This window comes from Streptomyces roseifaciens, from assembly GCF_001445655.1.
GTDB classification, from domain to species: Bacteria; Actinomycetota; Actinomycetes; order Streptomycetales; family Streptomycetaceae; genus Streptomyces; species Streptomyces aureoversilis.
Genome location: NZ_LNBE01000004.1, coordinates 3,147,567 through 3,173,172, shown reverse-complemented (window position 1 = coordinate 3,173,172; position 25,606 = coordinate 3,147,567). Strand labels below are relative to the sequence as shown.

Annotated in this window: 20 protein-coding genes; 6 read left to right on the top strand and 14 right to left on the bottom strand. The window is 74.0% G+C overall.

Going from position 1 to position 25,606, the window contains the following annotated elements:
• Positions 1–31: 31 nt before the first annotated feature.
• From AS857_RS31420 to eccB, 4 genes are all read right to left on the bottom strand, one after another.
• Entirely contained in the window at positions 32–340 is a 309-nt protein-coding gene (locus AS857_RS31420; RefSeq protein WP_058046541.1) for a WXG100 family type VII secretion target, read from the bottom strand.
• A gap of 84 nt (positions 341–424) precedes the next feature.
• Positions 425–823: a WXG100 family type VII secretion target gene (locus tag AS857_RS31415; protein ID WP_058046540.1), complete on the bottom strand. Its 399-nt coding sequence runs from the start codon at positions 821–823 to the stop codon at positions 425–427.
• Between the two features lie 118 nt (positions 824–941).
• Entirely contained in the window at positions 942–2,354 is a 1,413-nt protein-coding gene (gene mycP, locus AS857_RS38255; protein ID WP_420823998.1) for a type VII secretion-associated serine protease mycosin, read from the bottom strand.
• A gap of 262 nt (positions 2,355–2,616) precedes the next feature.
• Complete coding sequence (gene eccB, locus AS857_RS31405; protein WP_058046539.1) at positions 2,617–4,227, bottom strand: type VII secretion protein EccB; 1,611 nt, start codon at positions 4,225–4,227, stop codon at positions 2,617–2,619.
• Between the two features lie 181 nt (positions 4,228–4,408).
• Between eccB and eccE the strand changes: the two genes are divergently transcribed.
• Positions 4,409–5,689 (top strand): type VII secretion protein EccE, encoded by a 1,281-nt coding sequence (gene eccE / locus AS857_RS31400; RefSeq protein ID WP_079110753.1) that lies wholly within the window; start codon positions 4,409–4,411, stop codon positions 5,687–5,689.
• The gene (locus AS857_RS31395) at positions 5,686–6,447 is read left to right on the top strand and encodes a hypothetical protein (RefSeq protein WP_058046538.1); all 762 of its coding nucleotides are present in this window, start codon (positions 5,686–5,688) and stop codon (positions 6,445–6,447) included. Before eccE ends, AS857_RS31395 begins: the two co-directional genes overlap by 4 nt.
• A gap of 161 nt (positions 6,448–6,608) precedes the next feature.
• Here the strand turns inward: AS857_RS31395 and AS857_RS40150 are convergent, their stop codons facing one another.
• Entirely contained in the window at positions 6,609–6,749 is a 141-nt protein-coding gene (locus AS857_RS40150; RefSeq protein WP_160330283.1) for a hypothetical protein, read from the bottom strand.
• Positions 6,750–7,107: 358 nt separating this feature from the next.
• On the opposite strand from AS857_RS40150, the gene AS857_RS31390 reads away from it, so the two are divergent.
• Positions 7,108–10,257 carry an SCO5717 family growth-regulating ATPase gene (locus tag AS857_RS31390; protein WP_058046537.1) on the top strand — a complete coding sequence of 1,050 codons (3,150 nt, stop codon included), beginning with the start codon at positions 7,108–7,110 and terminating at the stop codon, positions 10,255–10,257.
• Between the two features lie 109 nt (positions 10,258–10,366).
• Here the strand turns inward: AS857_RS31390 and AS857_RS31385 are convergent, their stop codons facing one another.
• The 9 genes from AS857_RS31385 to rimP form a co-directional block, all read right to left on the bottom strand.
• On the bottom strand, positions 10,367–11,326 hold the full coding sequence (locus tag AS857_RS31385; protein WP_079110752.1) for a bifunctional riboflavin kinase/FAD synthetase: 960 nt from the start codon (positions 11,324–11,326) through the stop codon (positions 10,367–10,369).
• A 51-nt stretch (positions 11,327–11,377) separates the two neighbouring features.
• Positions 11,378–15,613, bottom strand: coding sequence for a trypsin-like peptidase domain-containing protein (locus AS857_RS31380; RefSeq protein WP_144440907.1), 4,236 nt, complete (start codon positions 15,611–15,613; stop codon positions 11,378–11,380).
• 580 nt (positions 15,614–16,193) lie between these two features.
• Positions 16,194–17,096, bottom strand: coding sequence for a tRNA pseudouridine(55) synthase TruB (gene truB / locus AS857_RS31375; protein WP_058046534.1), 903 nt, complete (start codon positions 17,094–17,096; stop codon positions 16,194–16,196).
• On the bottom strand, positions 17,093–17,548 hold the full coding sequence (gene rbfA, locus AS857_RS31370; RefSeq protein ID WP_058046533.1) for a 30S ribosome-binding factor RbfA: 456 nt from the start codon (positions 17,546–17,548) through the stop codon (positions 17,093–17,095). Before rbfA ends, truB begins: the two co-directional genes overlap by 4 nt.
• Before the next feature lie 51 nt (positions 17,549–17,599).
• A complete protein-coding gene (locus AS857_RS31365) occupies positions 17,600–17,896 on the bottom strand; it encodes a DUF503 domain-containing protein (RefSeq protein WP_058046532.1) in 297 nt (98 codons plus the stop codon).
• A 135-nt stretch (positions 17,897–18,031) separates the two neighbouring features.
• The gene (gene infB, locus AS857_RS38250) at positions 18,032–21,103 is read right to left on the bottom strand and encodes a translation initiation factor IF-2 (protein ID WP_079110751.1); all 3,072 of its coding nucleotides are present in this window, start codon (positions 21,101–21,103) and stop codon (positions 18,032–18,034) included.
• A 183-nt stretch (positions 21,104–21,286) separates the two neighbouring features.
• Positions 21,287–21,568, bottom strand: a complete 282-nt coding sequence (locus AS857_RS31355) for a YlxR family protein (RefSeq protein ID WP_079110750.1) — start codon at positions 21,566–21,568, stop codon at positions 21,287–21,289.
• A gap of 116 nt (positions 21,569–21,684) precedes the next feature.
• Entirely contained in the window at positions 21,685–22,686 is a 1,002-nt protein-coding gene (nusA, locus tag AS857_RS31350) for a transcription termination factor NusA (RefSeq protein WP_058046529.1), read from the bottom strand.
• Between the two features lie 2 nt (positions 22,687–22,688).
• Entirely contained in the window at positions 22,689–23,234 is a 546-nt protein-coding gene (rimP, locus tag AS857_RS31345) for a ribosome maturation factor RimP (RefSeq protein WP_058046528.1), read from the bottom strand.
• 169 nt (positions 23,235–23,403) lie between these two features.
• On the opposite strand from rimP, the gene AS857_RS31340 reads away from it, so the two are divergent.
• From AS857_RS31340 to AS857_RS31330, 3 genes are read left to right on the top strand one after another with little or no spacing between them, the layout of a single operon-like run.
• Entirely contained in the window at positions 23,404–24,105 is a 702-nt protein-coding gene (locus tag AS857_RS31340) for a hypothetical protein (protein ID WP_058046527.1), read from the top strand.
• 10 nt (positions 24,106–24,115) lie between these two features.
• Positions 24,116–24,613, top strand: a complete 498-nt coding sequence (locus tag AS857_RS31335; protein WP_058046526.1) for a ferritin-like domain-containing protein — start codon at positions 24,116–24,118, stop codon at positions 24,611–24,613.
• Between the two features lie 31 nt (positions 24,614–24,644).
• Entirely contained in the window at positions 24,645–25,580 is a 936-nt protein-coding gene (locus AS857_RS31330; RefSeq protein ID WP_058046525.1) for an aminoglycoside phosphotransferase family protein, read from the top strand.
• Positions 25,581–25,606: the final 26 nt, after the last annotated feature.

Below are 25,606 nucleotides of genomic sequence, written 5' to 3'. Positions count from 1 at the left end.
CAATCAGCAGACGCGGTTCAACGGACGCGGATCAGTAACTGATGTCGAACAGCTGCGACGCCTTCTTGTCCGTCGCGTGGAAGTGCTCGCCGCCCTTCAGGACCAGGTCCGCGACCTGCTTGAGCGTCTCCTGGATGTGCGCGCTCCGCCGCCGGAACTCCGCGTCCACCTGCAGCATCATCTGGTGGGCCTCGCCCTCCCAGCCGGCCGCGACCTTGTTCACGGCGCTGCGCATGACCTCCAGCTCGCGCTCGATCACGCCCGCGGCCTTCTTGATGTCGGCGGCCGTGGTCTGAAGGGAGCTGTAGTTGACTACGAGCTCTCCACCCTGATCTGCCATGTGTCCCCACCCTCTGTGGTGCTGTTCGAAGCCGAAAGCCGGAATGTGCCGAAATGATGTGGCGGGCACGAGTGCCCGGCCGGATCAGTAGTTGTCGATCCCGCTGGAGGGCGCCCCGTGGGCTCCGGCGGCGGACGCGGAGGAGGAGGCGGGTGCGGCGCCTCCGCCACCGATGTCGACGCCCTTCATCTGGGCGGCGATCTCCGCGTCGGTCGCGCCGGAGGCGCGGTGCGTCAGGACGACGGCCTCACGCACGCGGTCGATCATGCGGCGCACCCGGTCGTGGTCGTCGTTGAGGTCGCTCTGCGCCTTGCGGAAGGCCCTGTGCGCCTCGCCCTTCCACGAGGATCCGCCGTCCAGGGTGGCGATGACGTTCGCCAGCTGACGAAGGTTCGCCGAGAAGTGTGAACTGGTCTTGTCGATGGCGTCCGTGAAGGTCTTGAACGCCTCGTCACTGACCTTCTGCCTGCCGTTCTCCGACATGTTCCGCCTTTCCCCCCGAGTGCCGTTGTCTGCCACGCCCGCGAAAGGCGCCGAATGTCACTCTAACCACTCTGAGTGCACGCCCCAACTAGGCACACACTCGGGCACTTTGATGCGCTCACAGGCCGCGCAGCGACCGGCGCCGGCGGTGTTCCCGCCCCACGACGGCCACCCCGGCGATCGTGGCCACGAGCACGGCCGCGCCGCCGAGCGCGTACGTCGCGAGCCGTTCCTTCCGCTGCTGCGGCGACTCGCCCACGGCCAGGGGGGCCACGGAGGGGGCCCGGACGCTGCGGGCCTCGGGCCCGGCCGGGGTGACGCGGTCGACGGGGTGCGCGTCGTCCGTGAGGGCGCGGACCGGGTCGACGACCCCCCAGCCGATGTAGGGGTCGTGGCCCTTGGTGGCGCGCTCCGCGGTCTGCTCGATCTGGGCGACGACCTGGTGCTGCTTCCAGTCGGGGTGCTTGGCGCGGATGAGGGCGGCGACCCCGGCCACGTAGGGGGCGGAGAAGCTGGTGCCGTTGTCGACGCACTGGCCGCCCAGCGGGACGGTGGAGACCATCTCGACGCCGGGCGCGGCGACGCCGACGAACTCGCCGGGCTGCGAGAAGGAGGCACGCTCGTTGTTGCGGTCGGAGGCGCCGACGGCGAGGACGCCCTTGTACGCGGCGGGGTAGGTCTCCTTGACGTCGCCGCCGAGGCCGTCGTTGCCCGCCGAGGCCACGACGACGACGTCCTTCTCCAGCGCTTCCTTCACGGCCCGTTCGAGGTCGGAGTCGTGCTCCAGGGCCTTCGTCGTGTCCTGGGAGATGTTGATGACGCGCGCTCCCGCAGCGACGGCCAGGCCGATGCCCTGCGCCAGGGTCCGGGACGTGCCCGTGCCCTTCTCGTCGTTCTGGCGGATCGGGATGATGACCGACTCGGGTGCGATGCCGACGAACCCGCTGCCGGGGGACGGGCGGGCCGCGATGATGCCGGCGACCTTGGTGCCGTGTCCCACCAGGTCGAGGGTGGGATCGGGTTTCGGCTTCTCCGGCTCCTTCTCCGGCTTCCCCTCCGGCGGCTTGTCGGGGCTCTTCTCCGGGCTCTTCGACGGGCTCGGCTCCGCGGACCTCTCCGGCTTCCCGGGGTCGCCCTTCTTCTCCCCGGACGGGAATCCGGACGGCGTTCCGGCCTTCGGCGTGCTCTTGTCCCCGGCCTTCTTGCGGTCCCCGTCCGCCTTGCCGTCCTTCCCCGCGTCGGACGGGCCGGGCGACGGCGCGGGGCCGGGTGCACGGGGCGCGTCCTTCGTGTTCGCCCTCACGCCCGTCCCGCCCTTGGCCGCCGCCTCCGCTGCCGCTTCCGCCATGCCCGTGAGCAGGTCGGCGCCGCTCTCGACGTCGACGGCGCCCTTGAGCTGCGGGTTCCGGACGTCGACGCCCGAGTCGATGACGGCGACGCGGACCGGCCGGCCCGCGCTGTCCCGGCCCTTGGTGTCCTGCCAGAGCCGGTCGAGGAGGATCCGTTGGAGCGACCAAGGGGTGCCCTTGATGGTCTTGGCGGGGTAGGTGGTGCACTCGCCGCTGCCGTCCAGGTTCACGGCGGCGGACGACGTCACCGGGGCGTGGAGCGCAGGGGCGGTTGAAGGGACCGGGGCGGACGCGTCCGCCGGCGTGAGCATGGGTGCGGGCGCGGCCCCGGGCGCGGCTGCCGCAGCCGTGACGAGGGCCGCCGCCAGGGCGGCGTTGAGCACTGTCGTCGTACGCGGCATCGGCTGCCTCTTGGTGCGTGGCATCAGCTGTCTCATGACCGGCTCACGACCCCTGCGGCTGCCGGGCGCTGTTGGTGTCCAGGCGCGGTCCGGTCGGCAGGAACTGCGACCAGTTCGCGGGTACGGGCAGGGGGTTCACGTTTCCGTAGCCGAGCCTGGTGCGGGCCTGGTCGGATCCGGCCGGGCCCGCGGCTTCCGGTCCTGCACCGTCCGCCGCACGGGCGGGGTCGGACGAGCCGTCCGGACCGGCCGAGGGCGTCGCCTTCTCGCCGATCTTCGACTTGCCCGTACCGCTGTCGTTGTTGGACTGCACGGCGTAGCGCAGTCCGGTGTCGGTGACGAGGAAGACCGACCCGCTGTTGGTCTGGCGCCCCGTGACCTGGCGGTAGAGGAGGCCGGATCCCGGGGTCACGTACGCACTGGTGGCGCCGTCGGGGATGGTCGCCGGGTAGTCGTCGCCGGCCCAGGTGGCGAGTTCGGGAGTGCCTCCGGCGGACATGCCGCTGAAGATGCTGCACACGGTGTGGTGGGTGTCGTTGGAGGGCCCAATGAAGTTGGCCTGCCGGGGCACCTGGGAGGGCCAGTGGTACTGCCCGTAGAACTCGTCGTCCGCCGGGGTGAAGGCGGCCGCACTCACCCGCTCGGGCACGCCGGCCTGGTTGAGCGGGGCCAGCTTCCTGCTGTTGAGGAGCAGCTTCGCGACGAGCGGCGAGACGCGCTGGACCTTGCCGCGCAGCACGACGTAGTTCTGCGTGCCGTTGCCGGTGGGCGCTTCGAGGACCGTGCCGACGCGGCCGGCCTTGGCGGGCAGGGTGCCCACGCCCGCGTCCGCGCCGATGTCGCCGCCGGTCTCGGGGAAGACGATGGGCGCGCCGTCGTGGAAGGTGTCCAGCCAGTCCTTGGTGACGGGCTGCGGCTTGGCGCCGTCGTTGAAGACGGATCGGAGCAACAGGTTGTGCTCCGAGGGGTCGGTGGACTTCCAGTCGGCGCCGCCGAGCAGGTACTTGGCGCCCCGGGGGTCGACGAGGTAGCGGGCGCCGTCCGGACCCTGCACGTAGAGCGCCTGGTCGCCGTGCAGGCGCTGCTCGCCCGTGAGCCTCTTCAGCTTGGGGTCGCGTCCGGCGAACAGGAAGACGGCCTTCTGGGTGGTCCTTCCGCCCGCACCGGGCTGTTCGCAGACGGCCCAGTGCTTCTGCTTGGCCGCCTCGCCGGGTCCGGGCATGCGGTCGGGCGCGTAGGGGATGCCGAGCGTCGGGCCGCGCGGGATGCGGCCGTTGTCGAGCTCCGCCTCCTTCACCTTGATGACGGAGGACTTCTCGGGGGTGAGGAGCAGCTTCGCGGAGGCGAAGTTCAGGACGGGGTGCAGCTGCTTCTTCTTGTCCGTCGTCAGGACGACGTAGCGGGTGGTGGACTGACTGCCGACGATGACGTGTGCGGCCTCGTCGTCCCAGCCCTTCGGCGCGGTCGGCCTGAACACGCCCCAGGCGCCGAAGCCCGCGATCAGCACCGCCCCGGCGACGAGGCCCGGCAGGACGGCGCGCAGGGGGCGCGGCGCCCCCTCCTCCGTGCCGTGGGGCGAAGGCTGCAGGAAGGCTGCGACCGTTCGCTTCCTCGCGAAGACATAGGCGTTGAGCTCATCCCGCCGTGATGCCATGTGTAGCCGCTTCTCCCCTGGTCTCGGCGCGGGTCGACAGGTACTGCGCTCGGTCCGGTTGTCGTACCGGACCCCTACTATGCCGGTAGGGATCAACAGGTCCGTCAGGGCCCGGCGCTGATCCGGATTTCCCGCCCGGTCGTGGATGTGGCCGGCGACGGCTGAGGGGGCTGTGACAGGCATGGGTGCCGCAACGCGCGTACGGGCGCCGGGAAGTGCCGATCCCGGGGCGGGCGTGGCCGCCCCCCGCGCGGCGGCGCGGGGCGGGAGGGTCGGGCCGGTGCGGCTGCAGCAGCTGGTGCTGGCCGAGGTCGCCGTGGCGCTGGTGTTGCTCGCCTGGCCGGCCGGGCCGGTGCTGCTGGCGCCCGCGGTCGTGGCGGCCGTGGTCCTGGTGTCGCTCGCGCTGGTCCACCGGGGGCATCGGCCGATGGCGGAGTCGCTGGCGGCGTCGGTGGCGCTCCGCGGCCGCGCCCGCCGGACGGCACCGGCGGATGCGGGCACGGACCCTGCGATGGCACCGGTCGTGGAGTGCGAACCGGCTCTGCGGACCGGCACCTTCACGGACCGCGGGCAGCGCGGCGTCGGCCTGGTGGGTGACGGCACGTTCGTGTCGGCGGTCCTGCGCATCGATGCCGTGGACGCCCCGCTGCGCCCCCTGCGGGCCGAGAAGGGGCTGCCGCTGGCTCTGCTGCGGGACGCCTTGGACGTCGACGGCATCCGGCTGGAGTCCGTGCAGGTGGTGCAGAGCACCCTGCCGGCGCCCGCCCCTCACCTGCCCGCCGATGCGCTGGCCGCGCGGAACTACGCACCGCTGCAGGCCCTGTCGGGTGCTCCTGCGGTCAGGACGACGTGGGTGGCGCTGAAGCTCGACCCGGAGCTGTGCCCGGAGGCCATCGAGGCGCGCGGAGGGGGCGAAGAGGGCGCCGGCCGCTGCGTGGTGCGGGTGGCCGACCAGTTGGCGAGCCGGCTGCAGGGGGCCGGGTTCCGGGCGGCGCTGCTGTCCGAGGACGAGCTGACGGCTGCGATATCCACGGCCGCGAACGTCAATCCGGTGGCCTCCGCGCAGGCCGCGCGAACGGCCACGCCCGTGCGGCGGACGCTGGAGAGCGCCCGGGCGCTGCGGTGCGACGACCGCTGGCACAGCACGTACTGGGTCGCACGCTGGCCGCAGCTCGGCCCGGGGGCCACTCCCCTGCCGCAGCTCGCCGCCCTGCTCACCTCGCTGCCGGCGTTGTCGACGACGCTGAGCCTGACGCTGGCACGGGGCCGCCTGCGGAACGGGCGCCATGCGCCGACGCTGACGACGCACGTCCGCGTCACCGGCCGCAGCTCCGACGAACTGGCGGCGACGGGGCGGGAGCTGGAACGTGCGGCTCGTTCGGTGAAGACCGGTCTGGTGCGGCTCGACCACGAGCAGGTCCCCGGCATGCTCGCCACTCTGCCGCTGGGAGGTACGCGGTGACGACCACCTCGACGCCTTCACCGGGGCCCGGGAGCGCGCCAGGCGCCGGCGCCTGGCGACCGCGCTTCGGTCTCGGGCTGTTCGGGCCGCGGCGGGGCCGGCACGAGCTCGCGCCCGAGGAGTACGAGGCGCTGGCGCTGCCCGTCGGCGACGACGGCGTGGTCATCGGCACCGACCCGCAGGAGGCGCCGGCCGTCCTCGGGGTGGCCCGCCCCACGCCGTTCGACGCCGTCCTGATCGGCGGCGCCTGGACGGCACAGGTCATCGCCCTGCGGACCGTCGGCACGGGCGCCCGGGTAGCCGTGGAGACCGGCCGCCGCCAGCTGTGGACCCCGCTTGCGCAGGCCGCCAACGGCGGGCAGCAGTGCGTGACCCTGCACGACGTCGGACGGGTGCCTCCGCAGGGCCCGTCGGTGCACGCCCCGGTCCTGGTCGTGCGCGACTGCGGCGCCCGGCCGCCCCGCGGCCGGGCCACGGCCGCGCCCTGGCAGTCCGTCCTGACCCTGCTGCCCTACCTGGGGCCGGACGCGCCGCGTCTGCTGGGCAGCGCGGATCTCGTCGGCGTCCAGCGGGTCTCGCCGGAGGAGGCACAGCAGCTCGGCCGCCTCCTCGGGCTGCCACAGGCCGACGTCGAGGCGCTGCCCGCGCTCCCGGAGACGGTGACGTTGTGGTGCGCCCGGCAGTCGTGGACGTACGTCGACGTGCGGGCGACGGATGCCGAGACGAGACTGCTGGGCGCGCCGCGCCGCATGGACTGACCGGCTGCTGAGGACCAACCGGGCTGGCTGGCTGGCTGGCTGGCTGGCTGGCTGGCTGCGTCGAACGTGCTGGGCCGTCTGTACGGACGCAAACAGACGGGGCGCGCACTCTGTGGCGCGCGCCCCGTTCACTCGCAGGAGTCCGGCGGGCCCGCGGGCCATCAGTCCCTGCCGAAGGCGAGGAGCAGCTTGTCGGCGTCCGCGCCGTCGGAACTGCTGCCCGGCGGGTGCGTGGCGGCGGTGACGAGGCGGACCCCCTCGTACCGGCGCCTCGCGCTGAAGAGCGGGTTCTCGGCACTCATGGTGGCCTTCGGAGTTTGCAGCACGCTCTTCGGGTCTATTCGACCAGAAAGAAACGAATCGGGCGCAGATGTCGCACTGTTGTGGCACTCGAGCGGGAAATCTTTGCGCCACCCGCCTCCTGCGCCCCACCGGTCCGGTTGCCGCCGCCCGGGGTCCGGGGCGGCGCGCGGGGCGGCCGGTGGGGTGGGGGCGGGCCTGCCCCGGCGGTGCGTATGACGATTAGGCTGGGCAGGTGTACGGACGGGGGACCTCATCGGCCTCCCCTGTCGCAAACGGGGGAGACCCGGGCGGTCGGACGACGGGAACGGTCGGGCCCGACAGGCATTTCATGGGCGCTAGACCACACCAGGAGGCAATGTGAGCAGCGATCGGGACGAGATCCGCGCAGGCGGGTCCGCAGCCGGCGGGGACCGGTCCGACGCCGGTCACGATCACGAGCCCGACACCATGGGCGAGTTCACCATCGACTACACGCCACCTGCCTGGTACACGCAGAACGCCTCTTCCGCGGCGGCTGCCACGGCGGGCCCAGGCGGTGCCGGGGGTGCCGCGCAGCAGCCCACCCCTCCCCCGCCTTCGGGTGAACCGCTGGGCATGGCGCCTGCGGCGGCCGAGGCGCGGAGCGACCGGGCGGAGACGGCTTCCGGGGAGACCCCTGCAGCGGGCGAGGTGAAGAGCCCTGCCACGATGCGGTTCTCCGCGGCGGCACTGCAGGACGAGATCGCGGCACGGGGCGGCGAGGCCGCCTCCGCACCGAGTGCGATCGCCGCCGACGCGGAGGGTGCAAAGACCGCCGACGGTGTCGCAGGACAAGGCCCCGTCGGCACCCTGGGTGACACAGACGCCGCGGCCGGGCATGAGGCCCGCGCCGAGTCGGTCACGGAGCCGGGGCACGGCGCCGGCACGGGCCGCACGGAGGGCGAAAGCGCTTCTCCCGTCGCCGGCACCCCTGCTGACGACGAGAAGGCCGGACAGGGCCCCGTGGAGGGCTCGTACGCGGCATCCGAGAACGGCTCCGGGGCCGCACCGGCTTCCGAAGGCACGGACGCGGCCTCCGAGGCCGGGCACACGGCACCGCGCCCCGAGGGCACCATGCGGTTCTCCGCTGCCGCGCTGCGCGACAGGGTCGCCGGGCGTGCGGACGAGGAGCCGGCGGAAGCCGGACAGGACGCACAGGCGGCCGCGTGGGCCCCGCCGCCGGTCCCCCAGGCCGCGCTGCCTCCCCTCCCGCCGAACTTCGCCCCTGCGGCTCCGGTGCCGGACGCGCAGCAGCCTTCCGGCATGCCCGCGCCTCCCCCCATGCCGCCGCAGGGCTTCCCGCCCGCCCCGGGCCCGTACACCGCGGCCCAGCAGGACGGTTCCGCCGTGCCTGCCGCGCCTGCCGCCCCTGAGGCGCAGCAGGCGCCCGCAGAGCCGCCGTCGGCTACGCATGGGACCGCCGGTGCGCCCGTCCCGCCGAACGGCCTGACGCCGACGCCCTACCCGCCGGCGCCGTCCTTCCCGCAGCCCGACGCCCAGGGCGCCCCCGTGCCGCCCGCGCTCAACCCCGCTGCGCCGCAGGGCGGCTACGGGTACCCGCGCCCGGACGCGCATGGGGCGCCCGTGCCGCCGCCGCTCGACGGCTCCCCGCAGCCCGATGCCCACGCCGCGCCCGTCAGCGCGGCCCCTGCCCCGTACGCGGCTGCTCCTGCCCCGCAGGACGGCTACGGATACCCGCGGCCCGACGCGCACGGGGCGGTCGCCCCTGCGCCGGCTCCGGCGCCCCATGCCTTCCCGGCGCACCAGACTGCTCCCGCCCTTCCTCCGGCGCAGGACGCCGTCCCGTCGCCGCAGGGCCTCACCGGGCCGCAGGAGGTCGCCGCGCCTCATTCGCCGAATGCCTCGGCGCCGCAGGGCGGTTACGGGTACCCGCGTCCGGAGGCGCCCGCGCCCCACGCGCCCGTGCCTCCCGCGCTCGACGGCGCCCCGCGCCCCGAGTTGCACGGGGCCCCGGTGCCGCCAGCCCTCGGCGGCCTCCCGCACCCCGACCCCCAGCAGGCCCCGGCACCGGCTCCCGCACCCCACGCCGACCCACAGCAACTCCCGCACGCCCAGAGCCCCTTCGACGGCTCCCCCGCGCTGCCGCCGGCGGTGCAGGCCCAGCCGGGCCCCACGGGCGCGCACGAGGCGGCTGCTGCACCCGCCCCCGCCCCGTACCCGTACGCCCAATCCCCGTACCCCGACAGCGCCCTGCCGCCCGCCGGGGACGGCGGGCAGGGCGGGCAGCCCGCCGACCCGCGCGCCGGCGGCTGGCCCACGGTGACGCCGGAGCAGCGGCAGCGGTCCGTGCACGGGGCCCCGCTGGGGTTCACCGCTTCCATGGAGCTGTCCTCGGAGCGGCTGCTGCGCAGCAAGCCGAAGCCGAAGAAGCAGATCGCCGGCCCCCGGTTCAAGTTCGGGGGCAAGAAGGAGGAGGCGGAGCGGCAGCGCAAGCTGGAGCTGATCCGTACGCCCGTCCTCTCCTGCTACCGGATCGCCGTCATCAGCCTCAAGGGCGGCGTCGGCAAGACGACCACGACGACCGCCCTCGGTGCGACGCTCGCCAGCGAGCGCCAGGACAAGATCCTCGCGATCGACGCCAACCCCGATGCGGGCACGCTGGGCCGCCGCGTGCGGCGCGAGACGGGCGCGACGATCCGTGACCTGGTGTCGGCGATCCCGAGCCTGCACAGCTACATGGACATCCGCCGGTACACCTCGCAGGCGCCCTCCGGCCTGGAGATCATCGCCAACGACGTGGACCCGGCGGTCTCCACGACCTTCAACGACGAGGACTACCGGCGTGCGATAGACCTGCTCGGCCGCCAGTACCCGATCATCCTCACGGACTCGGGCACCGGTCTGCTCTACAGCGCCATGCGCGGCGTCCTCGACCTCGCCGACCAGCTGATCGTCGTCTCGACGCCGTCCGTCGACGGCGCGAGCAGCGCCAGCACCACGCTCGACTGGCTCCATGCGCACGGCTACGCCGAGCTCGTCTCCCGCAGCGTCACCGTCATTTCGGGTGTCCGCGAGACCGGAAAGATGATCAAGGTCGAGGACATCGTGTCCCACTTCGAGCAGCGCTGCCGCGGCGTGGTCGTCGTCCCGTTCGACGAGCACCTGGCGACCGGCGCCGAGGTCGACCTGGAGATGATGCGGCCGAAGACCCGCGAGGCCTACTTCAACCTCTCGGCCATGGTGGCGGAGGACTTCACCCGGGCCCAGCAGCAGCGCGGCGTATGGGGCGGAGAGCCGGCACCGCAGCAGCAGCCTCAGCAGGCGGCCCCGGCCGCGCCGACGCCCGCCCAGTACTCCCCCGAGCAGGCCCAGCAGCCCGGTCAGCCGGCCCCCTCGCCGTACCACCCGTACGCCGCCCCGCAGGGCCCGTACGGCGGCGCACAGCCGCAGCAGCCGGGCCCGTACTCCCCGCCGGGGCAGCAGGGCTACCCGGGCCAGCCGGGCGGGTACGGCTACCCGCAGCAGTAGCGCGCACGGGGCGCGGAGCGCCCCGGCACCAGGGCACGCGCAAAGGGGGCCCCGTGCGGCGATCGCCGCACGGGGCCCCCTTCTTGTACGTCCGACGCCGCGGCAGCCGTCAGGCCGCCGTCTTCTCGTGTGCGGCCACCAGGTCCCGCGCGCGCTTCACATCGCCCGCCATGCACAGCAGCAGCGCCTCGATGGACTCGAACTTCTCCATGCCGCGCAGGTACGCGAGGAAGTCCACGGCCGCGTGGAGCCCGTAGAGGTCGAGGTCGGTCCGGTCGATGGCGTACGCCTCGACGGTGCGCTCCGTCGCGTCGAACTGCACGTTCGTGCCGACGGAGATGGCCGCGGGCATCGACTCGCCGCCGACGGTCAGCCAGCCGGCGTAGACGCCGTCTGCGGGGATCGCGGTATGCGGCAGGGTCTCCACGTTGGCCGTGGGGTAACCGAGTTCGCGGCCGCGCTGCGCGCCGCGTACGACGACGCCCTCGACGCGGTGCGGGCGGCCGAGGATCTCCATCGCGCCCGCGACGTCGCCCTCGGCAACCAGGCGCCGGGTCAGCGTGGAGGAGAACGGCTGCCCGCCGCCCGCCTCGCCGCTCACGAACAGGTCGACGACCTCGACGCCGTAGTCATACGTGGCACCGAGCTCCGCCAGGAGGTCGACGGTGCCCGCGGCACGGTGCCCGAAGCGGAAGTTGGGGCCCTCCACGACGAGCTTGGCGTGCAGCTTGTCGACGAGCACCTTCACCACGAAGTCGGCGGGCGAGAGCTTCGAGAACTCCGCCGTGAAGGGCAGGATCAGCACGGCGTCGACGCCCAGCTCGGTCATGAGCTCCGCGCGCCGGTGGTGCGGCGCCAGCAGCGGCGGGTGGCTGCCCGGCCGCACGACCTCGCTCGGGTGCGGGTCGAAGGTCACCACGACCGAGGGCACCCCGAGCTCGCGCGCCCGCTCCACGGCCCGCCCGATGATCAGCTGGTGCCCGCGGTGCACACCGTCGTACGAGCCGATGGTGACGACGCTGCGCCCCCAGTCCTGGGGGATGTCCTCCAAGCCACGCCAGCGCTGCACTCTGCCCGCTCCTCGCCCGAACCCGAACTTTTGTCTGTCGATTACGCAGGACTAAGAGTGCCATGCCGGTTCTCGGCGCCCCGCATCGGCCGGTCCGGTGACTGTCAGGTCGGGGGAGCCGGCCGCGCCCGACGGGTCCGCTGCGCCCCCTGGGCCGTCCTGCCCCGCCCAGGCGGTGAGCTTGATGCGCGCTCGCGGGCCGACCACGACGGCCCACTGCGCGGGCGCGGAGCGCAGCCAGCGGAGCACCTGCTCCCCGAAGACGGGGATCTCCCGGGACAGCTGCACCATGCGGCGGTCGAAACAGGCCGCCCCCTCGGGGCTGCGGGCCATGAGCAGACCGGTGCGGTGCACGAGGTCCCGGGTGCGGGCCTCGGTGCGCTCCCCCGCGCCGGCCGCCACCGCGCGCAGCAGGGCGTCCAGGACGGTGACGTCGCGCTCGAAAGGCCCGTACTGCTCGCGCTCCAGCAGCACCTCCAGCAACTCCTGGCGCAGCGGCCGCGACAGCGGCGTACCCGGGAACGCCAGGACCGGCGCCAGGGCACGGCGCACCTGGGGCGGTCGGCTGCTGAGCAGGTGCACGACGAGCGGGAAGAGGACGGAGCGGGCCGAGGGGCCCTCCTCGAGCCGGCGGTCGACGAAGGCGGCGGCGAGCCCGGCGCCCTCGGGGTGGTGCTCGACGTACTCCTGGACGAGGGCCGCGGCCCGCCGGGCGAGGGCGGGCGTGGTGACCTCGGCGAGGGTGCGCAGGACGTCCCCGGGCCCGTCACCGCGTACGTACAGCCGTGCGCGGTACGCCGCGAGGACCGGTTCGGGGTGAGTGGTCAGGGCGGGGGCCAGGGCACCGGCCGGCAGGTGCGGGTCGCACGCGGCGAAGAGGGCGAGGGCCCGCTGGAGGTGCTTGGAGCGCGTCTCCCGGTCACGGACGAGGAGGGCGAGCGCGGTGCCGTGCAGGGCGCCCTCCGCGGGGCGGGCCAGCAGGGCGAGCGCCGAGTAGCGCAGCAGCTCGCGGTCGGCGGCCGTGGTGACGTGCCGGGCGGCCTTGAGGGCGTACGCGGCGGCCGCCACGTGCCGCTCGATGCGGTCGTCGTGGGCCCACCGGTCCACGGCCCGGCAGATGGCGGACGGCTCGTCCTCGGCGAGCGCGGCGAGGAGCTCGTCGGCACGGGGGTGCGCGGCGTCCACGAGTGCTTCGGCGAGGTCGTCGACGGCGCGGTGCCGGTGGGTGTGGAGCAGGACCTGGGCGGCGGTGGAGACCGTCAGCCTCAGGTGATCGCCGTACGGGGCGGCCTGCAGGGGGCGCTCGTCGGAGAACCAGCGGCACAGCAGGGCCTGCGCGGCGCAGGGCTCCTCGGCGAGGACGGTCATGACGGCGGGCAGGAAGCGGTCGGTGTGCGGCGGCTGGGGCGCCTGACGGGGCTGCTCCGGGCCCGGGGAGGCGCTCTCCAGGGCCTGGGCCTGGTACGGGGTCTGGCCGGGGGGCGGTGCGTCGGCGGGGAGCAGCAGGCGCAGCAGGTCCAGCCGCTCGGCGAGCCCCAGGGGCAGCCGGAGCCAGAACCAGGGCCCGAATTCGGCCAGGCCACCCAGGGAGCCCGTCGCCCCGCTGTCGAAGCCGCCCAGCGCCAGGGAGCGGGCCGTGAGGCGCTCGGCGAGGAGCCGGAGGGCGCCCAGGTAGGGAGTGGCGTCCGGTACGCGCAGGAGGGTCTCGCCCAGGAGGTGCGCCGCCCACCAGGCGGGGTCCGGCAGCACGGGGCGGCGCTCGTCGTCCGCACCGCCTGTCCGGTCGGGCGGAGGGAGCGCGGCGACCGCGTCGACCAGGGCGCCCAGCCGGCGCGCGAGCGCGTCCGGGCCGGAGCGGCGTGCCAGGAGGAGCAGGGCCTGGAGCACGGGGCCGATGCGGTGCCGGGGCACGGGCAGCGGCCTGCGGGCCCGCTGGCGGGCGGCGCGGCGGCTGCGGCGGCGAGCGGCCGTCGAGCGCGGTGCGCGGCTCGATCCGGGGGGCGGCGGCACGTGGCCCTCGATGGCGGGCCCCCCGCCCGGCCGCGACGGCAGGGCGTCGTGCTCACCGGAGCCGCCCTCGGGCTCGTACCAGCGGTGGACGAGCGTGTGCAGGGCGGCGTCGAGGTCGAGGTGGGCGCCCTGCAGCCAGTCGGCGAACTCCTCGTGCGCGAAGCGGTAGCCGCTGCCGGCCGGGACGAGCAGGCCCTCGGTGAGGACGGCGGAGGCCCAGCCGTTGCGCCACGGGAAGAGCTCTTCGAAGGCCTCGCGCTCCAGCTCGCCCTGCCCGGGGCCGAGGCACCGCCGGGCCGCCTCGTGCACCTGCCCGGCCACGCGTGCGGCGAGCCTGCGCACCGCCGTGCCGCGCAGCGCGGGGCGGCGCCCGGCCGCCAGCCGTACGGCGATGCGCAGGCAGACCAGGTCCAGGTAGGCGGAGAAGATGTCCCAGCGGTCGGGGGGCCGGGCCCCGTCCTCGCCCGCCCGGCTGCCCGGCGCGGTGCCGTCCGGGAGCGCGGCGCGCACTTCGGAGAGCAGGCGGAGGGCGAGCGGGTGGGCGGCGTCCCCCTGGTGAATGGCGTCCGGCGGAATGCCGAACAGGGCGCGGGCCCGCTCGGCCTGCAGGGGCCCCAGGTCGGTCAGGCTGACGCAGGGCGGCAGGCTGCGCGGGGTGGCCGAGGAGGTCGACACGTGGAGCGCCTCGCGCGGGAAGAGGTCGCCCGCCGTCTCCCAGTGCTCCGGTCGGCAGGCGACGACGAGCCGGGCGGACGTCTCCTCCAGCCACTCGGCGGTCGCCGCGGTCCAGGCCGGCAGGGCGTGTGCGAGGACCGGGGGGACTTCCTCGGGGCCGTCGAGGACGACGAGGAGGGGCCGCCCCACGCGGTGCCCCAGCGTGGCCACGGCCTCCGGGGTGGCCTCTGCCGGGTCGCCCACCGTGCCGGCCGCCCCGGCGGAGGCGGTGACGATCCGGGCGGCATCCGCAAGGGCCCGCGCGATCGCGTCCCGCAGACTGCTGTCGCCCTCCTCCAGGTCGGCGCCGCGCAGCCAGAGGGTGGGAGCCGGTTCGGGGCCCCGTGCGCGCCGGGAGGCGAGCGAGAGGAGCTCGGTGGTGCGGCCCGTCCCGGGGCCTCCCACGAGGCCGAGGACGGCGGCGGCAGGGCCGTCCTCCCCGTCATCCGCGTCGTCCGGGGCGGACGGGACGCCCGGCCCGTCCGGACCCTCCAGGCCGTGCGGATCCGGAGCCGAGGCCTCGCCGGGATCCAGCGGATCGGCGGGATGGTGCGCACCGGGCAGGTCCCCGATCCAGCGTCCGCCCGGGCCGCCGCCGGGGGTGCCGCGCCAGGCGCGCGCCGGGACGGTCACCACCAGCACGCCCGGGGCCCCCGTGCCGCCCGGCGCGGGGCCGGGCTCCGGGACGGGTTCGTCGGGCGGCGGTTCGGGAGCGGGCGGACGGTCGGCGTCGTCCGGCATGCGTTCGCCGGCGTCCCCGGGGTCGGCGTCGGCGTCCGCGCGCCCGTCGGGCTCCTCGTCCGGCTCCAGGAAGCGCGTGAACTCCCTGGCGATCTCCGGCCGCTCCACGGGGTCGCGCCAGTCGCGCGCCGTGATGATCGGCCCGAGGGAGGTCGCCGTCAGCTGGAGGGCGCCCGCGAGGTTGAGGTCGGGGCCGAAGGCGGGGACGGTGGCCGCGTTGCGCTCCAGGAGGGCTGCCAGGGAGCCGTCCGGGGAGGCCGCGGCCGCCGCACGGAGCGGGATCGCGAAACCTCCGGAGCGGCGCTCCGCATGGAGCGCGGTACCGAGGACGGCGACGACTGTCCCCGTACGGGCGTCGATGACCGGGCCACCGGTCGCCTCCTCGCCGAGCCGCAGGCCGTCGCGCTCGCCCAGGGAGAGCTCCACGGCGGCGTCGAGCAGGTGGAAGCGGTCCGTGGCCGTGTAGGTGACGAGGGCCTCGCCGATGACCTGGGCGCGCTGCCAGTGGCCCGCCCGCAGCCGGACGCTCGCCCCGTCCTCGATGCGCTCCGGGGCGGCGACGGGCAGAGGGGCGACGCCGAGGCCCTCGGTACGCACCAGTGCCAGGTCGCAGCCCGGCAGGGGCGTCACCGCTTCGGCGCCCACCAGGCACGTACGGTCGCCCGGGGCCAGCAGCACCAGGCGCGCGAGGCCGTCGACGGCCTCATGGCTGGTGATCATCGTGCCGCGGTCGTCGGCGATGAAGCCCGTACCGCGCGGCCTCCCGGCGAGGTCTCTGATGCGTACCAGGAACTCGTCCACATCGGTCCGCCGACCGCTCATCCGCCGAACCTCCCCGCCGTGCACTTACCCCGACGGTAGGCAGCGGATGATCGGCAGGACCAGGTCGTCGCAGGAACGCGCCCCCTTCCGCACCCGCTGTTCACTCCGAGCGCCTGCCCAATGGAGTGAATTGTGGGAGCGGTGTGGATAGACGACCGGGAGGAAGGGGATCGTGGGGCGGGGAGCGACGGATGACGGCTCCCCGCCCCACGAAGGTGGGGCATAGGCGCCCGGCCAGCCCCGTGCAGCAATGCCGTACGCGGCCCGGTCCCGGTGTCCCTCACTCCAGAACGGCACGGGAAGCCATCCCAGAGGGGCATTGCAGGCACCCACGGCGCCCGCACAGCGTGTGCAGCGCCGCCCCGCGCCTCGTAGCCCCGCAGAGGCCGTCCTGCAGCCGGCAACAGCCCTGAGCGGCCGTCCCCGGCCCGCGCCCGGGAGGCACGGCGCCACCGCAGCCGGACGCGCACGGCGCCGACACCCCGTGGACAGCACGGCGCCGTCACACCCCGTGGACATGGCAATGCCGGGGGCACGGCGCCGCACCAAGGCGGCCGGCCGCGCCCCCGGCGGCCGGCTTCTAGCCGAAGGCCGCCAGGCTCTTCGCCCGGCCGCCCTGGTTCTCCAGCAGGAGCAGGAAGCGCCCGTCCGGACCGAAGGCCGCGATCGGCCCCGTGGTGTCGAAGAGCGGGACGCGTACCCGCACGCCGTTGGCGAGCAGGCGCGCCTGCTCCTCCGTGACGTCCCAGCGCTGGAAGGCCGCAGCGGCCGCCTCGGCGACAGGCATGATCGTCAGCTCTTCCTGGAGCTGGTCCAGCGTGCGGGCGTCGCCCAGCCCGTACGGGCCGACGCGCGTCCGCCGCAGGGCGGTGAGGTGGCCCCCCACGCCCGTGTCGGCGCCCAGGTCGCGCGCGAGGGCGCGCACGTACGTCCCGGAGGAGCAGACGACGGAGACCAGCAGGTCCTGCACGGGGGTGCCGTCCGCGGCCTCCGCGGGGGTCACCGCGTGGACGGCGAACGACGAGACGGTCACCGGCCGGGCCGGGATCTCGAAGTCCTCGCCCTCGCGCGCCCGCTTGTACGACCGCTTGCCGTCGATCTTGATCGCGCTGACCTTCGACGGCACCTGCATGATCGCGCCGGTGAGCTTGGCCACGCCCGCGTCGATCGCCTCACGGGTGACCGCGGAGGCGTCGGCCGAGGACGTGATGTCGCCCTCCGCGTCGTCCGTGACGGTGTTCTGCCCCAGGCGGATCGTCGCGACGTACTCCTTCTCGGTCAGCGCGAGGTGGCCGAGAAGCTTCGTCGCCCGCTCGATGCCGAGGACGAGGACGCCCGTCGCCATGGGGTCGAGCGTCCCCGCGTGCCCCACGCGCCGCGTCCGCGCGATGCCGCGCATCTTCGCGACGACGTCGTGCGAGGTGAAGCCGGCCGGCTTGTCGACGATGACGAGGCCGTCCGGCGGGGTCTCCTTGTGCTTCATTCGCCGGCAGCGTCCTTGTCGTCCTCGTCCTCGTCCGGCTTGCGGTACGGGTCGGCCCCGCCCGCGTACGCCGCGCCCGAGGACGCCTCGCGCACCGCGGCGTCGGAGGCCCGGGCCCGGTCGAGGAGGTCCTCGATGGTGCGGGCGTTCTCCGGCAGGGCGTCGGCCACGAACGTCAGGGTCGGCGTGAACTTGATGCCGGCCGCACGGCCGACCTCCGAGCGCAGGATGCCCTTGGCGCTCTCCAGGCCCGCGGCCGCGCTGGCGCGGTCCTCGTCATCCCCGTAGACCGTGTAGAAGACCGTAGCCTCCCGCAGGTCGCCGGTGACCCGGGTGTCCGTGATGGTCACATGCGAGCCGAGCCGCGGGTCCTTGATTCCGCGCTGCAGCTTCTGGGCGATCACCTCGCGGATGAGGTCCGCCAGCCTTTTCGCACGCGCGTTGTCGGCCACTGGTCCGTCTCCTTCTTCTTGTCCATTGTGCTTGTGGCGCCGGTGACGCGCTCAGTCGTCGTGGTCGCCGTGGAACCGCCGCCTGACCGAGAGCAGCTCCACTTCGGGACGTGCGGCGACCCAGCGCTCGCAGCGGTCCAGTAGGTCGGTGAGGTGCCCCGCGTCCCCGGAGACCGCCGCCAGGCCGATCGTCGCCCGGCGGTAGAGGTCCTGGTCGCCGACCTCCGCCACGCTCACCGCGTACTTGCGGTGCAGCTCGGCGACGATCGGGCGGACGACGGAGCGCTTCTCCTTCAGCGACCGTACGTCGCCGAGGAGGAGGTCGAAGGACAGAGTCCCTGCATACATGCGTGACGGGTGAAGCCCACCCGGGAGGCGTGAGGTCCAGCTGTGGTGTAGGGCTCTTCGAACCGTACACGCAACGGCCGGGGCCGATCGACGGAATATGCTCCGCCGACCGGCCCCGGGGTCGAGCTATGCGATTCAGCCGCGCGGCTTCTCGCGCATCTCGTACGTCGCGATGACGTCGTCGATCTTGATGTCGTTGAAGTTTCCGAGGTTGATACCGCCCTCGAAGCCTTCGCGGATCTCGGTGACGTCGTCCTTGAAGCGACGCAGACCGACGATGTTGAGCTCCTCCGCGATGACCTTGCCGTCGCGGATGAGGCGCGCCTTGGTGTTGCGCTTGACCTCGCCGGAGCGGATGAGAACACCCGCGATGTTGCCCAGCTTGGACGAGCGGAAGATCTCGCGGATCTCCGCCGTACCCAGCTCGACCTCTTCGTACTCCGGCTTCAGCATGCCCTTGAGGGCCGCCTCGATCTCCTCGATCGCCTGGTAGATGACCGAGTAGTACCGGACGTCGACGCCCTCGCGCTCGGCCATCTGCGTGGCACGGCCCTCGGCGCGGACGTTGAAGCCGATGACGATCGCGTCGGAGCCGGTCGCCAGGTTGATGTCGGACTCGGTGACCGCACCCACACCACGGTGCAGGATCCGGATCTCGACCTCTTCGCCGACGTCGAGCTGGAGCAGCGAGGACTCGAGAGCCTCCACCGAACCGGACGCGTCGCCCTTGATGATGATGTTGAGGTCCTGCACCAGGCCGGCCTTGAGCACCTTGTCGAGGTCCTCGAGGGACACCCGGCGGGTGCGCTTGGCGAAGGCGGCGTTGCGCTCACGCGCAGCGCGCTTCTCGGCGATCTGGCGAGCCGTGCGGTCCTCGTCGACGACGAGGAAGTTGTCGCCGGCGCCCGGGACGTTGGTGAGACCGAGGACGAGGACGGGGGTCGACGGACCCGCTTCCTCGACGTTCTGGCCCTTGTCGTCGAGCATGGCGCGGACACGGCCGTAGGCGTCACCGGCGACCATCGTGTCACCGACGCGGAGGGTACCGCGCTGGACGAGCACGGTGGCCACGGCGCCGCGGCCACGGTCGAGGTGGGCCTCGATCGCGATGCCCTGCGCGTCCTGCTCCGCGTTGGCGCGCAGGTCGAGCGCAGCGTCGGCGGTGAGGACGACGGCCTCGAGCAGCTTGTCGATGTTCAGACCCTGCTTGGCGGAGATGTCGACGAACATCGTGTCGCCGCCGTACTCCTCGGCCACCAGACCGAACTCGGTGAGCTGACCGCGCACCTTCGTCGGGTCGGCGCCCTCGACGTCGATCTTGTTGACCGCGACCACGATCGGCACGTCGGCCGCCTTGGCGTGGTTCAGGGCCTCGATCGTCTGCGGCATGACACCGTCGTTGGCCGCCACCACGAGGATCGCGATGTCGGTCGACTTGGCACCACGGGCACGCATGGCGGTGAACGCCTCGTGACCCGGGGTGTCGATGAAGGTGATCTTGCGCTCTTCGTCGTTGACGTCGGTGGAGACCTGGTAGGCACCGATGTGCTGGGTGATGCCACCGGCCTCGCCCGCGACCACGTTGGTCTTGCGGATCGCGTCGAGGAGTCGCGTCTTACCGTGGTCGACGTGACCCATGACGGTCACGACCGGCGGACGCGCGACGAGCATCTCCTCGCCGCCCTCGTTCTCACCGAACTCGATGTCGAAGGACTCGAGCAGCTCGCGGTCCTCCTCCTCGGGGCTGACGATCTGAACGGTGTAGTTCATCTCGCCGCCGAGGAGCTGCAGCGTCTCGTCCGAGACGGACTGCGTGGCCGTGACCATCTCGCCGAGGTTCATCATCACGGCGACGAGCGACGCCGGGTTGGCGCCGATCTTCTCCGCGAAGTCGGTGAGGGACGCACCGCGCGACAGGCGAATGCTCTCGCCGTTGCCGCGAGGCAGCATCACGCCGCCCACGGACGGGGCCTGCATGGCCTCGTACTCCTGGCGCCGCTGACGCTTGGACTTGCGGCCACGACGCGCCGGACCGCCGGGACGGCCGAAGGCGCCCTGCGTGCCGCCACGGGCACCCGGACCGCCGGGACGGCCACCGAAACCGGGACGACCGCCGCCGAAGCCGCCGCCGCCACCGGGGCCACCGCCACCGGGACGACCGGCGAAGCCGCCGCCGCCACCACCGGGACGACCGCCGCCGCCGGGACCGGCCGGACGACCGGCGAAGCCCGGACGACCGGCACCGCCGCCGGGACGACCGGCACCGCCGCCGGGACCGCGACCGCCGCCACCGGGGCCCGGACGCGGGCCGGCAGCCGGACGCTGCGGCATCATGCCCGGGTTCGGGCGGTTGCCGGAGGGAGCGCCACCGGGACGCGGGGCGCCACCGGGGGCACCCTGCGGACGGGGCATGCCGCCCGGGGTCGGACGGGCGCCGCCCGGACCCTGCGGACGGGGGGCACCGCCGGGACCGCCCTGCGGACGCGGAGCGCCCGGGGCACCCTGACCACCGGGGCGCGGTGCGCCACCGGGACGGGGGGCCTGCGGACGGGCCATGCCCGTGGAGCCACCGGAGGTGAAGGGGTTGTTGCCCGGACGGGGACCGGCCGGACGGGCGCCACCGGGACGCGGGGCACGCTCGCCCGCACCACCGGGACGCGGGGCGCGCTCGGGGCGGCCGCCGTCACGCTGGCCGGCGGGACCCGGACGGGCACCACTGGGGCGCGGGCCGGGGGTGGCGCCGGGACGCGGCGCGGCCGGACGCTCGGTGGCCGGGCGCTCGGCAGCCGGACGCTCCGTGGCCGGCGCGGAGAACTCCGCGGCTGGCACCGGGGTGACCGGGGCGGGCTTGGCCGGAGCCGCCGGAGCAGGCTTCGGGCCCGGGCGCGGGCCGGGAGTCGGCGCGGCCTGGGACGGCTTGGGGGCAGCTGCCTCCGCCGCCGGCTTGGGGGCGGCGGGACGGGGCGCACCCGGAGTGGGGGCACCCGGCTTGGGGGCCGCGGACTTGCGCGGCGCCGCGGGCTTCGCACCGGGCTTGCCGGCGCCGCCGGGTCCCTGCAGTGCGTCAGTCAGTTTGCGGACAACCGGCGCCTCGATCGTCGAGGACGCCGAACGGACGAATTCACCAAGTTCTTGGAGCTTGGCCATGACGACCTTGCTCTCCACTCCGAACTCCTTGGCGAGTTCGTATACCCGGACCTTAGCCACTTCGCTCCTTCTAGGTCCGGGGTGTCCACCGGACCGTCGCTACTTCATGGGCGTACTCATCGCGTACTCATCGAGTGCTCATCGCAATCTCGACCTACTTCCAACTCGCGAGGTACCTGACCGCACGGTTACCCGTGCCGTGCTTCTTACAGTGGGGCCATACCCCGCAGACGCGGGGCCGAACTACTGCTGTTCGATCTGTTCGATGTACCGGCGGAGCTCCGCCGTATCGAGCGGCCCCGGGCTTTTCAAGGCCCTGGGAAACGCCCGGCGGCGGACCGCCAGGTCGAGACAGACCAGTGTGGGGTGCACGGAGGCACCCCGGCCGGGCAGCGTACCGCGAGGGTCGGGGACGCAGGCGCCCTCGACCATCACGATCCGCAGCAGATCGCCCTTGGCCGCTCGCTCCCGGCATCCCACACAGGTTCGCTCAGGGCATGCGCGGGCATGCGTCCGGCCAGACACTCTTCAGTCTACCTCCCCGCGCCCACCCCACCCCTGGGGGGCAGTGATCGGGCACGTATGCGTTTCGGCCACGATGCCGGGACCCGCGCAGGCGGGCCCCGGTGTCGTGAACGTGATCAGGCTCGACCGGATTCCCGGTCGGGCTGCTCAGTGTCCGGGCGGATGTCGATGCGCCACCCGGTGAGGCGCGCGGCCAGGCGGGCGTTCTGCCCCTCCTTGCCGATGGCCAGCGACAGCTGGTAGTCGGGCACGGTCACCCGGGCGGAGCGCGCGGCGAGGTCCACGACCTCGACCTTGCTCACCCGCGCGGGGGACAGCGCGTGCGCCACCAGCTCGGCGGGGTCGTCCGACCAGTCGACGATGTCGATCTTCTCGCCGTGCAGCTCGGCCATGACGTTGCGGACCCGGCCGCCCATGGGGCCGATGCAGGCGCCCTTGGCGTTGAGGCCCGACCGCGTGGAGCGGACCGCGATCTTCGTGCGGTGACCGGCCTCACGGGCGATGGCGGCGATCTCCACCGAGCCGTCCGCGATCTCCGGCACCTCGAGGGCGAAGAGCTTCTTGACCAGATTCGGGTGGGTGCGCGAGAGCGTGACGGACGGACCGCGCACGCCCTTCGCCACCCGTACGACGTACGTGCGCAGGCGCGTGCCGTGCTTGTACTCCTCGCCGGGGACCTGCTCCTGCACCGGCAGGATGGCCTCCAGCTTGCCGATGTCCACGAGGACGTTCTTCGGGTCCTTGCCCTGCTGGACGATGCCCGCGACGACGTCGCCCTCACGGCCCGCGAACTCACCGAAAGTGATCTCGTCCTCGGCGTCGCGCAGACGCTGGAGGATGACCTGCTTGGCGGTGGTCGCGGCGATCCGGCCGAAGCCGGACGGCGTGTCGTCGAACTCGCGGGGCTCCTCGCCCTCCTCCAGGTCCTGCGGGTCCTCCTTGGCCCACACCGTCACGTGGCCGGTGCCGCGGTCCAGCTCCACGCGGGCGCGGCGGCGGCTCCCCTCGGTGCGGTGGTAGGCGATGAGGAGGGCCGACTCGATCGCCTCGACCAGCAGGTCGAAGGAGATCTCCTTCTCTCGCACCAGACCCCGCAGGGCACTCATGTCGATGTCCACGGCTACGCCTCCTCTTGGCTCTCGTCGGTTTCGCCGGCGGCCTCTGCCGCCGCGCCCGCGGTCTTCTCCGCGGCCTTACGGTTGAACTCGATCTCCACGCGGGCCTTCGCGATCTCGCCGAAGGCCAGTCGCCGGGAGGTGGGCTTGCGGCCCTTCACCCCGGGGACCTCCAGGTCCAGCCCCTCGTCGTCCACGGCGACGATGCGCGCCACGAGCTCGCCGCCCTCGGTGAGCTGCGCCTTGATCAGACGGCCGGTGGCACGCACGTAGTGCCGGTGCTCGGTGAGGGGGCGGTCGGCACCGGGGGAGGTGACTTCCAGGACGTACGGGGCGCCGCCCATGGCGTCCGTCTCGTCGAGCTTCTCGGAGACGGCGCGGCTGACTTCAGCGCACTCGTCCAGCTCGACGCCCGCATCGGAGTCCACCACGATGCGCAGCACACGCCGCTTGCCCGCCGCGGTCACCTCGATCTCTTCCAGATCCAGCTCCCGCGCGCTCACGAGAGGGGCCAGCAGCTCGCGCAGCCGCTCGCTCTGGGTGGTGCTCATCCGGGTGACTCCTCGGCCGCGTGTGCTGTTGTGGGAAAGTCGCGTGTCAGGTCAAAGCCTATCTGTTCCGGCAGCCGACTGACGATTCGGTGCCTCGTCCGCGGCCGCCGGGTTGCGCGCCGGTACGCTCACGTGCGGTGATCATGACCGGACCGGCGGAAAGAGGATCGTGGCGTTCACGACGACGACGCGGGGCCCGGCCGGCCCGCACCGACGCAGGGTACTGGCAGGGGGCGCCGCGGTTCTGCTGAGCGCCGGCTCCGGGGCGCTGCTCACCGGCTGTTCGGGCGCCTCCGGGGCGCCCTCGGGGCCTTCGGCAGCGGAGCGCCTGCGCGCCGTGGCGGGGCGCGACTCCGCGCAGCTGCTGGCGCGCTACGACGCGACGATCGCGGCGCACGGGGCGCTCGCGGAGCGGCTGCGGCCGCTGCGGGAGGAAGTGGCGCGCCATGCGGAGGCTTTCGGCGCGCCGCGGGGGGCGTCGGGCGTGCCGCGGGGGGCGACGGCTCCGGCCCCGTCCGGCTCCCCGGACTCGTCCGGATCCCCGGATTCCTCAGCCTCTTCGGTTCCTTCAGCCTCCTCTGAGTCGTCCGAACCGTCGGAGCCGTCCGAGCCGACTGAGTCGTCGCCCTCCGGGTCGTCGTCTCCGGAGACTCCGCGGGCGTCCGCCTCAGGCGCGTCCGCTTCCGCACGTACGGACGGCGTTCCGGGTGACGAGAAGGCCGCCCTGGCTGCACTGGCCGACGCCGAACGGCGCACCGCGGACAGCCGTACCAAGGCCCTCGGCTCCGCCCCGCCCGAACTGGCCCGGCTGCTCGCCTCCGTGGCCGCCGCGGGTGCGGCCCACGCATACCTGCTCAGGAGTGACGCATGACGGAGGACGCATGACGGAGACGGCGAGCCCCAAGGCTCCCAAGGACCCCGCCGTGCGGCAGGCCCTGCGCGCGGCCCAGGCCGCGCTCGGGGCCGAACACGCCGCGGTGTACGGCTACGGGGTCGTCGGCGCGCGCGTGGCGCAGGAGCGGGCGGCGGAGGCGCGCGAGGCATACGACGCGCACCGCGCGCGACGGGATGCGATGAGCCGGGCGGTACGGGACCTGGGCGGCGTGCCCGAGGCGGCGGCCGCCGGGTACGCGCTGCCGTTCACCGTCTCGGATGCGGACGCCGCCGTGCGGCTGGCGGCGGAGCTGGAGGCGCGCGTCGCGGCCGTGTACGCCGATCTCGTGGCCGCCGCCGGCGGTGACCTGCGGCTCGAGGCCGCGGGCGGGCTGCGTGAGGCGGCAGTGCGCGCGGTGCGCTGGCGCGGTGGCGGCGTAGCCTTCCCTGGGCTCACGGAGCGTACGGCTCCGGGTAGGCCCAGCAGTTCACCCGAACGCCCCTGACCGGCAAGGACGAAAAGGACAGCACAGGGATATGAGCAACGCCGACGACCGCTTCGCACCACCGGAGCGGCTGGTGCGGACCCTGGGCTCCGGGCCGGCGGACGGGGCGGGGCGCCAGTGGCTCGCCTCGCTACCGGAGCAGGTGCACGAGTTCGCGGAGCGCTGGGAGCTGACCCCGGAGCGGGTGCACGAACCGGGCGGACGGAGCAGCGTCGTCGTCCTCGCGCACCGGGCCGACGGCACGGGTGCCGTACTGAAGCTGGAAGTGCCGGGCGAGGCCGCCGCGCTGGAACGCGCAGCGCTGGCGCACTGGAACGGCCTGGGGGCGGTCCGGGTGCTGCAGGCGGAGCCCGAGGAGGGTGCGCTCCTCCTGGAGCGGCTGCGGGCCGATGTGAGCCTGCGGTCCCTGGCGGAGGCGAAGGCCGTCCTGGAGGCGACGGCGACGCTGCAGCGCCTCTGGGTGCGTCCGGCGGATGACCACCCGTTCACTTCGGTGGCCGACCACACGTTTCGTCTCGCGGGCGTCATGCGGGAGCAGCGCGGGGAGCCATGGGCGGCAGACGCGCGGGCCGTCGTCGACGAGGCCCTGGAGCTGCGGGACGCGCTGACGGCCGACGCCGGCACCGAGGAGCCGGCGTCGTTGCTGCACGGTCGCTACCAGCAGGGCAAGGTGCTCGCCGGGGAGCGGGCCCCGTGGCTGGCCGTCGGCCCCAGGCCGCTGGTGGGCGAGCGGGCCTACGACTTGGCGTGGCTCGCCCGTGACCGGGTCGACACGCTGATGGCCTCCCCCGGGGCCGCAGCCATCGCCCGGCGGCGTGTGGCCAAGCTCGCCGACGCCCTGGACGTCGACCGCGACCGGCTGCGCGGCTGGACCCTCTTCCGCACGGCGGAGGCGGGCATGCGCGAACTCGCCTCCGGGGCGCGCGCACGGGGCGAACTCCTGCTGGAGTTCGCGGGGATGCTCTGACGGCGTTCCCGCCCCATGCGGTGCGG

What these genes read in the sequence shown, in the direction of transcription:
- AS857_RS31330 (WP_058046525.1), top strand. Translation starts at nt 24,645, where the DNA reads ATGAGCAACGCCGACGACCGCTTCGCACCACCGGAGCGGCTGGTGCGG.
- AS857_RS31380 (WP_144440907.1), bottom strand. Translation starts at nt 15,613, where the DNA reads ATGAGCGGTCGGCGGACCGATGTGGACGAGTTCCTGGTACGCATCAGA.
- eccE (WP_079110753.1), top strand. Translation starts at nt 4,409, where the DNA reads ATGGGTGCCGCAACGCGCGTACGGGCGCCGGGAAGTGCCGATCCCGGG.
- AS857_RS31415 (WP_058046540.1), bottom strand. Translation starts at nt 823, where the DNA reads ATGTCGGAGAACGGCAGGCAGAAGGTCAGTGACGAGGCGTTCAAGACC.
- AS857_RS40150 (WP_160330283.1), bottom strand. Translation starts at nt 6,749, where the DNA reads ATGAGTGCCGAGAACCCGCTCTTCAGCGCGAGGCGCCGGTACGAGGGG.
- rimP (WP_058046528.1), bottom strand. Translation starts at nt 23,234, where the DNA reads ATGAGCACCACCCAGAGCGAGCGGCTGCGCGAGCTGCTGGCCCCTCTC.
- truB (WP_058046534.1), bottom strand. Translation starts at nt 17,096, where the DNA reads ATGAAGCACAAGGAGACCCCGCCGGACGGCCTCGTCATCGTCGACAAG.
- AS857_RS31335 (WP_058046526.1), top strand. Translation starts at nt 24,116, where the DNA reads ATGACGGAGACGGCGAGCCCCAAGGCTCCCAAGGACCCCGCCGTGCGG.
- AS857_RS31420 (WP_058046541.1), bottom strand. Translation starts at nt 340, where the DNA reads ATGGCAGATCAGGGTGGAGAGCTCGTAGTCAACTACAGCTCCCTTCAG.
- eccB (WP_058046539.1), bottom strand. Translation starts at nt 4,227, where the DNA reads ATGGCATCACGGCGGGATGAGCTCAACGCCTATGTCTTCGCGAGGAAG.
- AS857_RS31365 (WP_058046532.1), bottom strand. Translation starts at nt 17,896, where the DNA reads ATGTATGCAGGGACTCTGTCCTTCGACCTCCTCCTCGGCGACGTACGG.